Source organism: Actinoplanes sp. ATCC 53533 (assembly GCF_003947245.1).
In genome coordinates this window covers 1-14,917 of sequence record NZ_QHHV01000352.1, presented here as the reverse complement: position 1 = coordinate 14,917, position 14,917 = coordinate 1, and the positions used below count along the sequence as shown (strand labels likewise).

The following is a 14,917-nucleotide window of genomic DNA, read 5'->3' as shown; positions in this document are numbered from 1 at the left end:
GAGAGCTACGTGGTGCGCCGCGGCGAGATCGTCGGCTTCGCCGGCCTGATGGGTGCCGGCCGCACCGAGCTCGCGATGAGCGTCTTCGGCCGTTCGTACGGGATCTGGGAGTCCGGCACGATCATCAAGGACGGCAAGGAGATCGTGCTCAAGTCGGTGGCGGACGCGATCGCCCACGGGCTCGCCTACGTCAGCGAGGACCGCAAGGCGATCGGCCTCAACCTGCTCGACGACATCAAGACGTCGACGGTGTCCGCCAAGCTCTCCAAGATCACCAAGCGTGGCGTGCTCGACGAGGTCGCCGAGTACAAGGCCGCCGAGGCCTACCGCAAGGAACTGCGGACCAAGGCGCCCACCGTGGACGAGGGCGTCTCCAAGCTCTCCGGCGGCAACCAGCAGAAGGTCGTCCTGGCGAAGTGGATGTTCACCGACCCGGACCTGCTGATCCTGGACGAGCCGACCCGCGGCATCGACGTGGGCGCCAAGTACGAGATCTACGGCATCATCCAGCGGCTCGCCGACCAGGGTAAGGGCGTCATCGTCATCTCCTCGGAGCTGCCCGAGCTGATCGGGCTCTGCGACCGCATCTACACCGTGTTCGAAGGCCAGATCACGGGCGACATCGCCCGGCAGGACGCGGACCCGGAGACCCTCATGAAGCAGATGACCTCGACGAAGAAGATGCAGACGCGATGAGCCGATTCAAGGACCTTCAGAAGAACCTCTTCGGAGGCACCACCTCCAACGCCCGCCAGTTCGGGATGATCTTCACGCTGGTGGCGATCGTCCTGCTGTTCCAGTTCCTGACGGACGGGCTGACGCTGCGATCGGACAACCTGATCGCGCTGTTCCAGCAGAACTCGTACATCCTGATCCTGGCCATCGGCATGCTGATGGTGATCGTGGCCGGCCACATCGACCTGTCGGTCGGCTCGATCGCCGCGTTCGCCGGCATCCTGGTCGCCAAGTCCATGACGGAGTGGGACCTGCCCTGGCCGCTGGCCATCCTCTTCGGCCTCGCCATCGGCGCGGCGATCGGCGCCTGGCAGGGCTTCTGGGTGGCCTACATCGGCGTACCGGCGTTCATCGTCACGCTGGCCGGCATGCTGATCTTCCGGGGCGGCAACCAGTTCATCGGCAACGCGAACACGATCCCGGTGCCCGAGGGTTTCCGGGTGATCGGCTCGGGCTTCCTGCCCGAGGTGGGGCCGAACACCGGCTACAACAACCTGACCCTGCTGCTGGGCCTCGCTGCCTGCCTCGCGGTGGTCTGGCGGGAGCTGCAGGCCCGGCGTACGCGGCACGAGATGGACGCCGACGCCGGCCCGCTGTGGGTCTCCATCCTGCGGATGGCCGTCATGGTCGGCGTGCTCGCCTTCGTCGCGCTGCGCTTCGCCAGCGGCCGGGTGGGCACCAGTTTCCCGGTCTCCGGCATCATCCTGGTCGCGCTGGTCATCCTGTACTCGTTCTATACCCGCAACACCGCCGGCGGCCGGCACATCTACGCGGTCGGCGGCAACTCGCGCGCCGCGGAGCTGTCCGGCGTCAAGCTGAAGCGGGTCAACTTCTTCGTCATGATGAACATGTCCGTGCTCGCCTCGCTGGCCGGCATGATCTTCGTGGCCCGGTCGGCGGCCTCCGGTCCGCAGGACGGCAACGGCTGGGAACTGGACGCGATCGCCGCGGTCTTCATCGGTGGCGCGGCCGTGGCCGGCGGTATCGGCACGATCAGCGGCTCCATCGTCGGTGGTCTGGTCATGGCCGTGCTCAACAACGGCCTGCAGCTGCAGGGCGTCGGCACCGACCGGGTCCAGATCATCAAGGGCCTGGTCCTGCTGCTGGCCGTCGCGCTGGACGTCTACAACAAGAGCCAGGGGCGCTTCTCCGTCATCGGAAGCATCATGCGTCCCTTCCGCCGGGAGGCAACTGCCACACCGGCGGCGTCGGAAGCGGGCCCCCAACCCGCCAAGACGACGGTGTCCGGCTGACGGCCACCAAACCCCCTCTCACCCGTATCACCTCTGAAGAAGGGCAACACCCCCCCAATGCGTACTTTCTTTGCCAAGACGGTGGCCATCGGCGCCATCTCGATGCTGGCCCTGACGGCCTGCGGCGGCGGCCGCGACGAGGAGACCGGCTCGGACACCCCGGCCAAGGGCTTCGCGGCCAACTCCCTGATCGGTGTGGCCCTGCCGGCCAAGACCTCGGAGAACTGGGTGCTCGCCGGTGACCTGTTCACCAACGGTCTGAAGGAGGCCGGCTTCCAGAGCGACGTGCAGTACGCCGGCGCGTCGACCACGGTCGCCGACCAGCAGGCCCAGATCACCGCCATGGTGACCAAGGGTGCCAAGGTCATCGTCATCGGCGCGACCGACGCCGCGCAGCTGTCGACCCAGGTCGCCGCGGCGCACGCCGCCGGCGCGAAGGTCATCGCGTACGACCGCCTGATCACCAACACGCCGGACCTCGACTACTACGTCGCGTTCGACAACTTCAAGGTCGGCCAGCTCCAGGGCGAGGCCCTGCTCGCCGGCATGAAGGCCAAGAAGCCGGCCGGGCCGTACAACATCGAGCTGTTCTCCGGCTCGCCGGACGACAACAACGCCGGTGTCTTCTTCAACGGCGCGATGGACGTCCTGAAGAAGGAGATCGACAGCGGCAACGTCGTCGTCGCCTCGAAGCAGACCGAAGTCAAGCAGACCGCCATCCAGGGCTGGAAGGCCGAGGGTGCCCAGGCCCGCATGGACCAGCTGCTGACCTCGACCTACGGCAGCAAGGAGCTGGACGGCGTCCTCTCCCCGAACGACACGCTGGCCCGCGCGATCATCACCTCGATCAAGGGTGCCGGCAAGGCCGTCCCGGTCGTCACCGGCCAGGACTCCGAGGTCGAGTCGATCAAGTCGATCATGGCCGGCGAGCAGTACATGACGATCAACAAGGACACCCGTACGCTGGTCAAGGAGACCATCACCATGGTCAAGGCCCTCCAGACCGGTGGCACCCCGCAGGTGAACGACCAGAAGTCCTACAACAACGGCAGCAAGGTCGTCGACACGTTCCTGCTTCCCCCGGTCGCCGTCACCAAGGCGAACGCGGCCGAGGCGTACGCGAACGACCCGAAGCTCGCGCCGCTGACGAAGTAGGTACGACAGGGTAGTCACTAGTCGCTGACGGCCCTTGGGGTCCCCGGAGTCCGTCTCCGGGGACCCTTCGTCGTTGTCCGGCCCGCACGTCGTCGCACGCCCGTACTCGTTTGTCTACCCGTACCGAGAGGAGGCCTGAGAGTGGTCACACCCGTACCGTCCGGGCTGTCCCGGTCCGGGCGAGCCGCGGAGCCCGCGCTCCCGGCGGCACCGGGCGCCAGCCAGGAGGAGATCCGCCGGCAGAACCTGGGCGCCGTGCTGCGCTACGTCCACGTGCACGGCCCGACCTCCCGGGCCGAGCTCACCGGCCGGCTGGGGCTCAACCGCAGCACCATCGGCGCCCTCGCCCTCGACCTGACCACCGCCGGGCTGGTCACCGAGGAGGCCGAGGCACCCACCGCCGCGCGCCGGGCCGGCCGGCCCTCGCTGGTGGTCAGCCCCCGCTCCGCGGGCGTCTACGCGCACGCGCTGAGCATCGAGGCGGACCTGCTGCGGGCCGCCCGGATCGGCCTCGGCGGGCGGATCCTCGACCTGCGGGAGATCCGCCGCCCGCCCGGGATGCCGGTGCTCGACGCGGTGGTGCCGCTGGCCGCCCTCCTCCGCGACATGCACCGCTCCGTCCCCGGCGACGCGCTGCTGGTCGGCGGGGCCGCGGCGGTGGCCGACACGTCCCGCGACGGCGCCGGGCGGATCCGGATCGGCGCCGCCGACGAGAAGCTCGCCGACGCGCTGCGCGCCGAGCTCCCGGCCGGCCCCGGCTTCGTCACCGGCGACCTGGCCGACATCGCCGCGCTCGCCGAACACCTGCGCGGGGTGGCGGCGGGCGTCAACGACCTGGTCTACCTGCACGGCGACCTCGGGGTCAGCGCGGGCATCATCACCGGCGGCCGGCTGGTGACCGGCCACCGCGGGCACAGCGGCAAGGTCGGCCACATGGTGGTCAACCCGGACGGGCTGCCCTGCGGCTGCGGCTCGCGCGGCTGCTGGGAGACCGAGATCGGCGAGGCCGCGCTGCTGCGCCACGCCGGCCGCGCGGCGGGGGAGCCGGGCGCGGCCAGCGAGGTGGTGCGCGCCGCGGTCGGCGGCGACCCCACGGCCGGCTCGGCCGTCCGCGAGGTCGCCGACTGGCTCGGCTTCGGCGTGGCCAACCTGGTCAACGTGGTCAACCCGGACCTCGTCGTCTTCGGCGGATCGCTGCGCGAGGTGTACGCCGCCGGCGCCGGCGTGGTCCGGCGCCGGCTGGACGGGATCGCGCTGCCGGCCTCCCGCGAGCACGTGCAGTTGCGCGCCGCCACCCTCGGCCGCGACGCCGCACTGATCGGCGCCGCCGAACTCGCCTTCGACCAGTTGCTGGCCGACCCGCTGAACGCCGGGGTTGCGGGCTAGGCGCAGACTGATCACTATCGAGCGACGGAGGCGGGATCGATGACGGAAACACCGGCGAGTGCCGCAACGGCTCGCTGGCTGAGCACGCTGCTCTGGCTGGTGCCGCCGCTGTTCGAGCTGCCGATGCTGGTCGCGCTCGGCGCCGGCATTCCCGAGGTCGGCCGCGAGGCGGTCTTCGGCAGCCCCGCCACCCAGGTCGCGGTCCTGTTCGCGCTGGTCGCGGCGCTGGCCGGCTTCGTGGCCGTGGTCCGCGGCACGACCGGGCTGGCGCAGGCGGCCGTCGCCGGCTCGCTGTCGATCGCCTCCGGGATCGTGGCCGCCCTGGCCGCGGGCTTCCTCTTCGGCGGGGTGTTCCCTCTGCTCGGGTTGCTTCCGGCGCACTCCGCCCTGGCGCTGGCCATGCTGGCCCGCGCCACGCTGCGCCAGCCCGCCGACGGCTGAGCCCACCCGTCGATCAGGCTCCCGCTCAGTACTGTCGGCGCGCCGCCAGACCCGGCAGCAGGGACAGGCCGGCGATGATCGCGCCACCGACCATCGCCAGGTAGGCGAGCAACAGCGCCTCCTCGCCGCCGCCGCCGAAGACGATCGCGGCCAGCACCAGCATGAAGCCGAGCAGGGCCGGCAGCGCGGCGAGCACCCAGGCGGCGGTCTTCTGCGCCGGGCTCCACCGCCGTGACCCCGAGATCAGCAGCAGCCCGGCCAGTGGGCTGATCACCGGCAGCACCACGGCACCGGCGGTGAGCAGGGCTATCCCCGCGTACTCGAGATGGCCGGACGCCGTGGCCGCGGGCGGCGGCAGCGGCGCGGGCACGGCCGGGCGCCGCAGGTGGGCCGGCATCCGGCCGCGGCGGACGGCGGCCACGAGCGCCTCAGGAGGACCCAGCCGGTGCAGAATGTGCCGTGGGTCCTCCAGCGGGTCGGCGGCCGAGGTGCGCCGCATCGCGATGTAGTCCGCGACGGTGGTCATGAGCTCGTCGCGCAACTCGGGCGCGAGGTCCTCACTGGCACCCCAGACCGCGGCCAGGTAGTCCAGGACGAGGACGTCCGTGTGCGCCAGCGGCGTGGTGTCGTAGTGATGCGGTACGGACGTCATCCGGTTCCCCCTGAGCAGTGCGCGACAGTGCAGCCAGCATCGCTTCGCGCCGCCCGGCGCACATCTAGCCGGGGACTGATCCCCGGACCGGCCCTCCGACTTTCGGCCGATCCCGGCCGGCAGCTCTGCTTCCCTCGAGGAAGCGTGGCCTTCTCGCTCTGCTTCCCTGGGGGAAGCGCGTGGGCTTGCCGCTCTGCTTCCCTGGGGGAAGCGCGTGGGCTTGCCGCTCTGCTTCCCTGGGGGAAGCGCGTGGGCTTGCCGCTCTGCTTCCCTGGGGGAAGCGCGTGGGCTTGCCGCTCTGCTTCCCTGGAGGAAGCGCGTGGGCTTCCCGCTCTGCTTCCCTGGAGGAAACGCGGCCTTCCCGCTCTGCTTCCGTGGAAGGATGCGGACCCGGTAGCGGAAACGCTTGTTCGGGCGACGGTAGGTCTGGGGCGATAGTCCGTTTCGCGGATGGTCTCGGGGCCGCCGGTGCGGCAGCCTGGTCCGGTGGACCACGGCGATCTTGCGCGTAATCCTGGCGAGTCGGGTTTTCCTTCACCGGGACTGTCGGTTGCCGATGCTTTCAGCATGGCCGAGGACACTTGTGCACCCGCACGCTACGTGTGGATCACTGTCGGCCTCGCCACCGCCAGTTCGCTGTGGTTCGTGCTGTTCAGCACCGTCGGCGCCGGGCACGTCGCGTTCGCCTATCTGGCCGTGCCGCTGGGTGGCGTCTTCGCGGTGGCCGCCCTGTTTCAGCTCTGGCGCACCGTCCGCGGCGACCGTACGGCCGGCCGCTTCTGGCTGACCCTGCTGATCGCCGCCGTCTTCATGACGGTCGGTTACCTGCTGATGGCGGTCGGCGCCGCCCGCGACTCCGTGGGTGACATGCCGCCGGACATGCCGCTGTCCGCCGCCGCCTGTGTCGGCCTCGGTTTCGTGCTGGCCATGTGGGCGGTCGCCCGGGTGCCGGTCGGCATGATGAACCCCGCCGAGCGCTGGCGGATGCACCTGGACCGGCTCGTCGCCTTCCTCGGCGGCGCTACCGTGCTCTGGCATTTCGGGCTCGCCCCGATGCTGACGGCCACCGAGCGGTGGGCCCCGCAGACCCTGTCGCTGGTCGGGCTGGCCTTTCTGCTCTCGATCGGCGGCATCACCAAGGTCTCGTACCTCGGCGACGGCCCGGTGGACCGGACGGCGATGCGGCTGGTGGCGGCCATGTTCCTGACCGCCGCCGGGGTGGCCGTGCTGGCCACCACGTTCGGCAACGCCGGGGGCGTACCGTCGCAGGCCCTGGTGCTGCCGATCGCGCCGGTGCTGCTCACCCTCGCCGCCCGCGCGCAGGCCAGAGCCACGCTCGGTGGCCGCCGGGTGTCGCGCCGGTCCTCGCCGCTGCTGCCGTACCTGGCGATCGCGGCCGCGGACCTGCCGCTGATCGCCGTGGCCGCCGGCCCGCTGCACTGGCCCGGCCGCGTCTCGCTGATCGCCGCCGTGCTGGTCAGCGTCCTGGTCACGGTCCGCCAGTTCGTGGCGTTCCGCGACAACAAGCGGCTGCTCAGCGACATCCGCGGGCAGGAGGTGCGGCTGCAGTACGAGGTCAGCCACGACAGCCTGACCGGCCTGGCCAACCGGGCCCGGTTCCGCGGCGTCCTGCACGCCGCGCTGGTCAACGGCGCCTCCGCGACCGTGCTGCTGGTGGACCTGGACGACTTCAAGACCGTCAACGACTCGCTCGGCCACGACGTCGGCGACCAGTTGCTGGTCGCGGTGGCCGACGTGCTGCGCGAGCAGTGCGGGGTCGACGGCCTGCCGATCCGCATCGGCGGCGACGAGTTCGCCGTCCTGCTCACCGGCGGCACGATCGTGGGGGAGACCGTCGCCCAGCGCATCCTGGACGCGCTCACCCGGCCGATCAGCGCGCACCGGCTGCTGGTGCAGGCCAGCATCGGCATCACGACCGCGGTGCCGGGCGCCACGATCGACGGCGTGCTGCGCGACGCCGACGTCGCCATGTACGCCGCCAAGGGCCACGGCAAGGCCGGGTACGTGCGGTATCTGCCGGGCATGGAGGAGCCGATCCTGGCGCACATCCAGCTCGGCGGCGAGCTGCGCCGGGGCCTGGACGAGGGCGAGTTCCGGGTCGTCTACCAGCCGCTGCTCGCCCTGGCCACCGGAAAGATCATCGGGGTGGAGGCGCTGGTGCGCTGGGATCACCCGGTCCGCGGCCCGGTGCCGCCGATCGAGTTCATCCCGGTCGCCGAGCGCACCGGGCTCATCGTCGAGCTGGGCCGGTTCGTGCTGCGCGAGACCTGCCGGCAGATGGCGATCTGGCTGGCCGAGTTCGGCCCCGACGCGGTGCAGAAGCCCGGCGTCAACGTCTCGGCGCGGCAGTTGCACGACCCCGACTTCGTCTCGGACGTGCTGTCCGCGCTGGCCGACCACGGCCTGCCCACCGACCGCCTGGTGCTGGAGCTGACCGAATCGGCGGTGCTGCGCGGCCCGCAGGTCTCGCGCACCCTGCACGAGCTCGACCGGCTGGGCGTGGCGCTGGCGCTCGACGACTTCGGCACCGGCGAGTCGTCGCTGAGCCTGCTGCGCTCGTTCCCGGCGGCGATCGTCAAGCTGGACAAATCCTTCGTGGACGGCATCGAGATCGAGGACGGCGAGCCCGGCGGCCGGGACGCCCGGCAGGCGGTCGCCCGCGCGGTCATCCAGCTGGCGAACGCGCTGGGCCTGGACACGGTCGCCGAGGGCATCGAGAACGAGGCCCAGGCGGAGCAGCTGCGCCTGCTCGGCTACACCCTGGGTCAGGGCTATCACCTGGGCCGCCCGGTGCGTCCCGAGGAATTCAGCGAGCTGCTCGCCGCCGAGCGCAGCGCCGTCACCGCCTGACGCTTCCCGCTTGCCCCGCCCGGCCGGTCCGGGCACGGTGAGAGACACGGCCGTCCCGAAGCCAGCGCTTTCCCGAGGCAGGCGCTGTCCCGAGGCCGGCGCTTTCCCGAGGCCGGCGCTTTCCCGAGGCAGGCGCTGTCCCGAGGCCGGCGCCGTCCCGAGGCAGGCGCCGTCACGAGCCGAGAATCGGGCCGGTGGGCTGCGCGAAGCACTCCGGAACGGGTGATGTCCGGCGTGTCCGAACGGCCTGTTCCACGGCTTTGACGGGCACTTACGGCTCTGAAGAGCCAAACTTTTGAATATTTCGAAGATTCTTTTCGCCACTTGAGCGAAACAAACCATTAACATCAGCAAGCGAACGACCTCGATGCAACAAAAGTGCTCCGACGTGCGTACCGGCTCACCGAGAGCCGCCGCCCGAGCGGCCGATGCCGTGCGTCCACGTCATTCCCGCACCACCGACCGGGAGGCAGTGCAAGCGATGCAGAACGAGTCCAACCTCAGCCGCCGCAATCTTCTGGGCGCCGCCGCGGCTGGTGCCGCCGTGGTCGGCACCTCCGCCCTCCTCGCCTCGCCCGCCGAGGCCGGCAAGGGCGGCAGCCGGCCCGCCCGGGTGCCCCGCGACAAGATCAGCGTGCAGCTCTACACCCTGCGCGACCAGCTCGGCATCAACCTGGAGACCAGCCTGGCCAGGCTGGCCCAGATCGGCTACACCCGGGTCGAGCACGCCGGCTTCGTCGGCCGCACCGCGACCCAGTTCCGCGCGGCCCTGGACGCCGCCGGGCTGCGCGCGACCTCCGGGCACGCCGGCATCCCGCAGCCCTTCAACGCCTCGACCTGGCAGGCCGTCCTCAATGACGCGCTGATCGTCGGCAACAAGTACATCGTGCACCCGTACTTCGGTGCCGGCCCCAACGGCCCGATCCGCGACGGATCGGTCTACAAGGCGTTCGCCAAGGACCTGAACAAGGCCGGCGCGATGGCCCGCAAGGCCGGGCTCAGCTTCGGCTACCACAACCACCAGAACGAGTTCGCCCGGCAGGACGGTGGCAAGCGCACCGGCTTCGACATCCTGACCCGCGAGACCGACCCCGGCCTGGTGCACCTCGAGGTCGACCTGTTCTGGGCCTTCCGCGGCGCGCGGGACCCGGTGGACCTGATCCACGAGCACCGCGGCCGGATCCGCCAGGTGCACGTCAAGGACCTGGCGCCCTCGGGCAGCTTCGCCGACCCGGGCGACGGCCTGATCGACTTCGGCCGCATCTTCGAGCACTCCAAGGAGGCCGGCCTGGTCGAGTACATCGTGGAACGTGACGACGCGGGCAGTCCGCCGCGCACCCCGGCCGACGCACTGAGCACGGCTGAGGTCGGCTTCCGCTACCTCGACAACCTCCGGTTCTAAAGGGGACAGCTGCATGAAGAAGCGACTGCTGACCGCCGTACCCGTGCTGGCGCTGGTGACGACGGCCCTGTCCGTCCCGTCCACCGTGGCCACCGCCGGAGCCGCGCCCGTAGCCCCGGCCGACTCGAACTTCCAGAAGGTCACCCTCAACGACTTCCCCGGCGAGCCGATCGCGCTGGCCGTGCTGCCCGACAAGCGGGTGCTGCACACGGCCCGCACCGGCGAGGTGCGGATCAACGACCCCAAGAGCGGGCGCAACGTGCTGGCCGCCAAGATCCCCGTCTACCAGCACGACGAGGAGGGCGTGCAGGGCGTCGCGATCGATGCGAACTTCAGCAAGAACAAGTGGGTCTACATCTACTACTCGCCGCCGCTGAACACCCCCGCCGACGACCCGACGACGCCCGCGGTCAACGAGGGCAACGCGCCCGAGAACGGCACCGCCGCCGACTTCGCCCGGTTCAAGGGCGTGATGCGGCTGTCGCGGTTCAAGCTCAACGGCAACTCGCTCGCGCTGGCCAGCGAGCAGAAGATCATCGAGGTCGGCACCGACCGGGGCATCTGCTGCCACGTCGGCGGCAAGATCGACTTTGACGGCGCCGGCAACCTGTTCCTGTCCACCGGCGACGACACCAACCCGTTCGCCTCCGACGGCTACGTGCCGATCGACGAGCGTCCCGACCGCAACCCGGCCTTCGACGCGCAGCGCACCGCCGCCAACACCAACGACCTGCGCGGCAAGCTGCTGCGGATCAAGGTCGGCGCCAACGGCGGCTACTCCGTGCCGAAGGGCAACCTCTTCAAGCCCGGTACGGCGTTCACCCGCCCGGAGATCTACGCGATGGGGCTGCGTAACCCGTTCCGGTTCGCGGTCGACAAGAACACCAACGTGGCGTACGTCGGCGACTACTCGCCCGACGCGAACAGCGCCAACCCCGCGCGCGGCCCGGCCGGGCAGGGGCGCTGGATGGCCGTCGACAAGCCCGCCAACTACGGCTGGCCCTATTGTGTCTCGCCGGACCTGCCGTATGTCGACTTCGACTTCGCCACCCGGACCTCCGGCCAGCCGTTCAACTGCGCGGCGCCGGTGAACGAATCGCCGAACAACACCGGTAAGCGCAAGCTGCCACCGGTGGAGAAGGCGGAGGTCATCTACTCGTACGCGGCCTCGGCGGAGTTCCCCGAGCTGGGCACGGGCGGCATCGGCCCGATGGGCGGCCCGGCGTACGACTACGACGCCAAGAACTCCTCGGCGACCAAGTGGCCGAAGTACTACGACGGCAAGCCGCTGTTCTACGAGTGGACCCGCGACTACGTCCAGGAGTTCACGCTCGGCGCCGGCAACAAGGTCACCTCGATCAAGGAGGTGCTGCCGTCGTTCATCTTCGACAACCCGATGGACCTGGAGTTCGGCCCCGACGGCGCGCTCTACGTCCTGGAGTACGGCGACGGCTTCTTCTCCGAGAACCCGGAGGCGCAGCTGGCTCGCATCGACTACGTCCGCGGCAACCGCAGCCCGCTGCCGAAGATCACGGCGACGCCGATGTCCGGTGCGGCCCCGCTGACGGTGACGTTCTCCAGCGCCGGCACCACCGACCCCGACGGCGACAGCCTGCGGTACGCGTGGGACTTCAACGCCGACGGCGTCGTCGACTCCCGGCAGGCGAACGCGGTCTACACGTTCACCGAGAACGGCAACTACCGGCCCACGCTGAAGGTGACCGACCCGACCGGCCGCTGGGCGTCGGCCGAGGTGCTGCTCCCGGTGGGCACGGCAGCCCCGCAGGTCACCCTCGTCACGCCGACGGAAGGCCAGCCCTTCCAGTTCGGTGACACGGTGAACTTCCAGGTCAGCGTGGTGGACGACCAGCCGGTCAACTGCGCCGCGGTCACCGTGACCTACATCCTGGGCCACGACCAGCACGGCCACCCGCTGTCCACCGCCAACGGCTGCAGCGGTTCCATCCAGACGTTCGTCGACCCCGGCCACGCCGGTGCCGGGAACCTGACCGCGGTGTTCGTGGCGTCGTACACGGACACCGGCACCCCGCCGCAGACCGGCACGGATCAGGTCGTCCTGACCCCGACCGCCGGCTGATCCACCTCCGCGCCGAGGTCACCGCCGTCACCCCCGGCGGTGACCTCGGCCGTTTCGCCCGCATCGGGGCCGCGAGTGCGCCACCCTGGAGCCGTGGGGGTGCACCTGGAGAAGTGGTGGGCGCAGTTCCTCGAAGCGTCCGACCGGTTCGACGCGGCTTACCTGGTCGAGGGCCTCAGCGACCTGGTCGGCCCGTACATCAAGGCGCCGCTGCTGCGCCGCGAGGTCCAGATCGCCGCCGACAACGTCGTCCGCCACCTGGAGCGCCCCGCCAGCGCCGAGCGGGCCGAGCTGGCCCGGGAGGCCGCCGACCGCCTGGTGCACACCATTGAACGCATCGAGGAACGCTCGACCGGTGCGGCGATCTCCACCGACGAGGCGGCGATCATCTGCCTGGCCCTGCGCGGCGAGTACGCGGCGGCCGCGGCGGCGGCCGAGCCCCTGGTCGGCGTCAAGAAGCTGCAACAATTGTTCGTCACGGCGTTGCGGCTGGAACGCTTCGACATCCCGATGGCCCTGCGCCTGCTGGAGGGCGGCCAGAGCCCGCGCGAGGCGGTCCGCTCCGGCCACCTGCTCGGCAAGTACAGCTGGTGGCCGTCGTGGCTGCTGCGCGTCGTCACCGAGCGGGCCCTGGCGGGCACCCTGGACGAGGAGACCATCGTGGCGCTGGACAAGTGCGCGTACGCGGAGCTGACCCCGATCCAGGCGGCCCTGGCCCGCAAGCTGCTGGGCGGCAACGAGGCGCTGCTGGACACGGCGGCCCAGCGGCTGATCGGGCTGGGCGAGCCGGAGGCGGCGGCCCGCCTGCGCGAGGGCGACATCGGCGCGGTGGCCGTCGCGGCCCGGCTCAGCTCGTTGTAGCGGTCGGGTTTCGGACGTCGTCGCGATTGAAGGGCGTCGTCGGGACTGAAGGGCGTCGTCGCGGTTGAAGGGCGTCGTCGGGATTGAGGGCGTCGTCGGGATTGAAGGGCGTCGTTGTGGACGGATAGCCTGACGCGGTGACGTCGACTAGCCGCCGCACCCTGCTGCGGGCCGGCCTGGCCGCCGGCGGCGCCGGCTTGCTGGCAGCCTGCGACCCCAGCGGCCCGGACCCTGCCGTCCACCACCAGAGCAGCGCCTCGCCCGGCGGCACCGGCGGCCTGCTGATACCGGATGGCTTCGTGTCACCGGATGGCCCGGAGGCGCGCGCCGCCGAGGCCGGCCGCCGCCCGGGGGCGGTCCGGAGCTTCCGGCTGACCGCCACCGCCGGGCAGGTCGACCTCGGCGGTCTCGAGGTGGACACCTGGAGCTACGACGGCCGGATCCCGGGCCCGCCGATCCGGGTCACCGCCGGCGAGGTGGTCCGCGCGACCCTGGTCAACCGGCTGCCGGCCGAGACGACCCTGCACTGGCACGGCATCGCGCTGCGCAACGCCGCGGACGGGGTGCCGCACCTGACCCAGGCGGCGGTGCTGCCCGGCGCCGAGTTCACCTACGAGTTCACCGCCCCGCAGCCCGGCACCTACTGGTTCCACCCGCACGCCGGCGCCCAGCTCGACCGCGGGCTCTACGCGGTGCTGCTCGTGGACGATCCCCAGGAGACACTCGCCTACGACGACGAGTGGACGGTGGTGCTCGACGACTGGCTCGACGGGGTCGCCGGCACGCCGGACGCCGTGCTGGCCAAGCTGCAGGACGGGCCGGGCCACGGTGCGCAGGGCGGAGAGGGCAACAGCGAGGTCCTCGGCGGCCCGGGCGGTGACGTCGACTACCCGCATTACCTGCTCAACGGGCGGCTCCCGGCACACCCGGAAACCTTCCGGGCACGGCCGGGTAGCCGGTTACGACTGCGGCTGGTCAACGCGGGCGGCGACACGGCGTTCCGGGTGGCGCTGGGTGGGCACAAGATGACCATCACCCACACTGACGGGTTCCCGGTCAAGCCGGTCGAGACCGACGCGCTGGTGCTGGGCATGGGCGAGCGGTACGACGTCCTCGTCGATCTGGACGACGGAGTGTTCCCGCTGGTGGCGCTCGCGGAGGGTAAGAAGGGGGCGGCGTTCGGGCTGGTACGCACCGGTGCCGGCACCGCCCCGAAACCGAAGGTCCGCCCCGCCGCGCTGAACGGTCGCATCGTCGGCTACGACGAGCTGGCGCCGGCCGAGGCGGTCCGGCTCGACGACCGGGAGCCCGATCAGGTCATCCAGATGGAGCTGACCGGCGGCACGACCAGCTACAGCTGGGGTTTCAACGGCCGACCGCTCACCCACGACAAGCTGACCGAACACCTGGTTCCGATCCAGGCCGGGCAACGGATCCAGCTCGATCTGGTCAACTCCGCCCACATGTGGCATCCCGTGCATCTGCATGGCCACACCTTCGCGGTCGGCTCGTCATCCGGCCCCCGCAAGGACACCGTCAACGTCCGCGTCGAGGACTCGGTGTCGGTGGTGTTCGAGGCGGACAACCCGGGCCTGTGGGTGCTGCACTGCCACAACATCTACCATGCCGAGTCCGGCATGATGGCGGCTCTCGGCTACCGGCGATGAGGCTCACTTGGGCGCGATCTTGTAGATCCCGTCGCGGAGCGTGAGGATCCACAGCTCGCCGTCGGGGTCCTCACCGAACGAGGTCAGCAGGCTGGGCAGCTTCAGGTCGAGCTCGACCACCGCCTTCGTGCCGCCCTTGCCCATCGCCCACACCGGACGGTAGAAGTTCATGAAGACGTACGCACCGGCCAGGCCCGGGATCGCCGTGCCGCGGTAGACATAGCCGCCGATCACCGCCGCGCCGCCCTTGTGTTTGTACTGGTGGATGGGCTTCACGGCGTTGTCCGGCACCTTGAACTTCCGGCTGAAGTTGAGCTCGTTGGTGCCTTCGAAGCGCGGCCATCCCAGGTTGGCGCCGGCCTGCCCGCGCTTGAGCCGGTAGACCGTCTCGTAGGT

At 70.7% G+C, this 14,917-nt stretch carries 11 protein-coding genes and 1 pseudogene; 10 read left to right on the top strand and 2 right to left on the bottom strand.

Features of this window, described 5'->3' with window-relative positions:
* From DMB66_RS56860 to DMB66_RS56840, 5 genes are all read left to right on the top strand, one after another.
* Window positions 1-696 (top strand): ATP-binding cassette domain-containing protein (locus DMB66_RS56860; RefSeq protein ID WP_148112909.1); only part of this gene is annotated, 696 nt, incomplete at its 5' end.
* Window positions 693-1,988, top strand: a complete 1,296-nt coding sequence (gene mmsB, locus DMB66_RS56855; protein WP_125812307.1) for a multiple monosaccharide ABC transporter permease — start codon at window positions 693-695, stop codon at window positions 1,986-1,988. The genes DMB66_RS56860 and mmsB, both read left to right, overlap by 4 nt.
* Window positions 1,989-2,045: 57 nt before the next feature.
* Entirely contained in the window at window positions 2,046-3,143 is a 1,098-nt protein-coding gene (locus tag DMB66_RS56850) for a sugar-binding protein (protein WP_125812306.1), read from the top strand.
* 165 nt (window positions 3,144-3,308) lie between these two features.
* Window positions 3,309-4,529 (top strand): ROK family protein, encoded by a 1,221-nt coding sequence (locus DMB66_RS56845; protein ID WP_233625563.1) that lies wholly within the window; start codon window positions 3,309-3,311, stop codon window positions 4,527-4,529.
* 39 nt (window positions 4,530-4,568) lie between these two features.
* Window positions 4,569-4,970, top strand: coding sequence for a hypothetical protein (locus DMB66_RS56840; protein ID WP_125812304.1), 402 nt, complete (start codon window positions 4,569-4,571; stop codon window positions 4,968-4,970).
* A gap of 25 nt (window positions 4,971-4,995) precedes the next feature.
* Here DMB66_RS56840 and DMB66_RS56835 read toward each other — a convergent pair whose 3' ends face one another.
* Window positions 4,996-5,622, bottom strand: coding sequence for a hypothetical protein (locus tag DMB66_RS56835; RefSeq protein ID WP_125812303.1), 627 nt, complete (start codon window positions 5,620-5,622; stop codon window positions 4,996-4,998).
* Window positions 5,623-6,189: 567 nt separating this feature from the next.
* Between DMB66_RS56835 and DMB66_RS56830 the strand changes: the two genes are divergently transcribed.
* The 5 genes from DMB66_RS56830 (at window position 6,190) to DMB66_RS56810 (ending at window position 14,521) form a co-directional block, all read left to right on the top strand.
* The gene (locus DMB66_RS56830; protein WP_125812302.1) at window positions 6,190-8,493 is read left to right on the top strand and encodes a bifunctional diguanylate cyclase/phosphodiesterase; all 2,304 of its coding nucleotides are present in this window, start codon (window positions 6,190-6,192) and stop codon (window positions 8,491-8,493) included.
* A gap of 481 nt (window positions 8,494-8,974) precedes the next feature.
* A complete protein-coding gene (locus tag DMB66_RS56825) occupies window positions 8,975-9,895 on the top strand; it encodes a sugar phosphate isomerase/epimerase (RefSeq protein ID WP_125812301.1) in 921 nt (306 codons plus the stop codon).
* Between the two features lie 13 nt (window positions 9,896-9,908).
* Window positions 9,909-11,993 (top strand): PQQ-dependent sugar dehydrogenase, encoded by a 2,085-nt coding sequence (locus DMB66_RS56820; RefSeq protein WP_125812300.1) that lies wholly within the window; start codon window positions 9,909-9,911, stop codon window positions 11,991-11,993.
* 93 nt (window positions 11,994-12,086) lie between these two features.
* Entirely contained in the window at window positions 12,087-12,854 is a 768-nt protein-coding gene (locus DMB66_RS56815) for a hypothetical protein (RefSeq protein ID WP_233625562.1), read from the top strand.
* 137 nt (window positions 12,855-12,991) lie between these two features.
* Window positions 12,992-14,521: a multicopper oxidase family protein gene (locus tag DMB66_RS56810; protein WP_125812299.1), complete on the top strand. Its 1,530-nt coding sequence runs from the start codon at window positions 12,992-12,994 to the stop codon at window positions 14,519-14,521.
* Between the two features lie 3 nt (window positions 14,522-14,524).
* Here DMB66_RS56810 and DMB66_RS62025 read toward each other — a convergent pair.
* Window positions 14,525-14,917, bottom strand: a pseudogene (locus tag DMB66_RS62025) (hypothetical protein); the annotation flags it as partial.

Bases quoted from the DNA above. Each gene is read 5' to 3' on its own strand.
- mmsB (WP_125812307.1), top strand. From the start codon at position 693: ATGAGCCGATTCAAGGACCTTCAGAAGAACCTCTTCGGAGGCACCACC.
- DMB66_RS56850 (WP_125812306.1), top strand. From the start codon at position 2,046: ATGCGTACTTTCTTTGCCAAGACGGTGGCCATCGGCGCCATCTCGATG.
- DMB66_RS56840 (WP_125812304.1), top strand. From the start codon at position 4,569: ATGACGGAAACACCGGCGAGTGCCGCAACGGCTCGCTGGCTGAGCACG.
- DMB66_RS56835 (WP_125812303.1), bottom strand. From the start codon at position 5,622: ATGACGTCCGTACCGCATCACTACGACACCACGCCGCTGGCGCACACG.
- DMB66_RS56830 (WP_125812302.1), top strand. From the start codon at position 6,190: ATGGCCGAGGACACTTGTGCACCCGCACGCTACGTGTGGATCACTGTC.
- DMB66_RS56825 (WP_125812301.1), top strand. From the start codon at position 8,975: ATGCAGAACGAGTCCAACCTCAGCCGCCGCAATCTTCTGGGCGCCGCC.
- DMB66_RS56820 (WP_125812300.1), top strand. From the start codon at position 9,909: ATGAAGAAGCGACTGCTGACCGCCGTACCCGTGCTGGCGCTGGTGACG.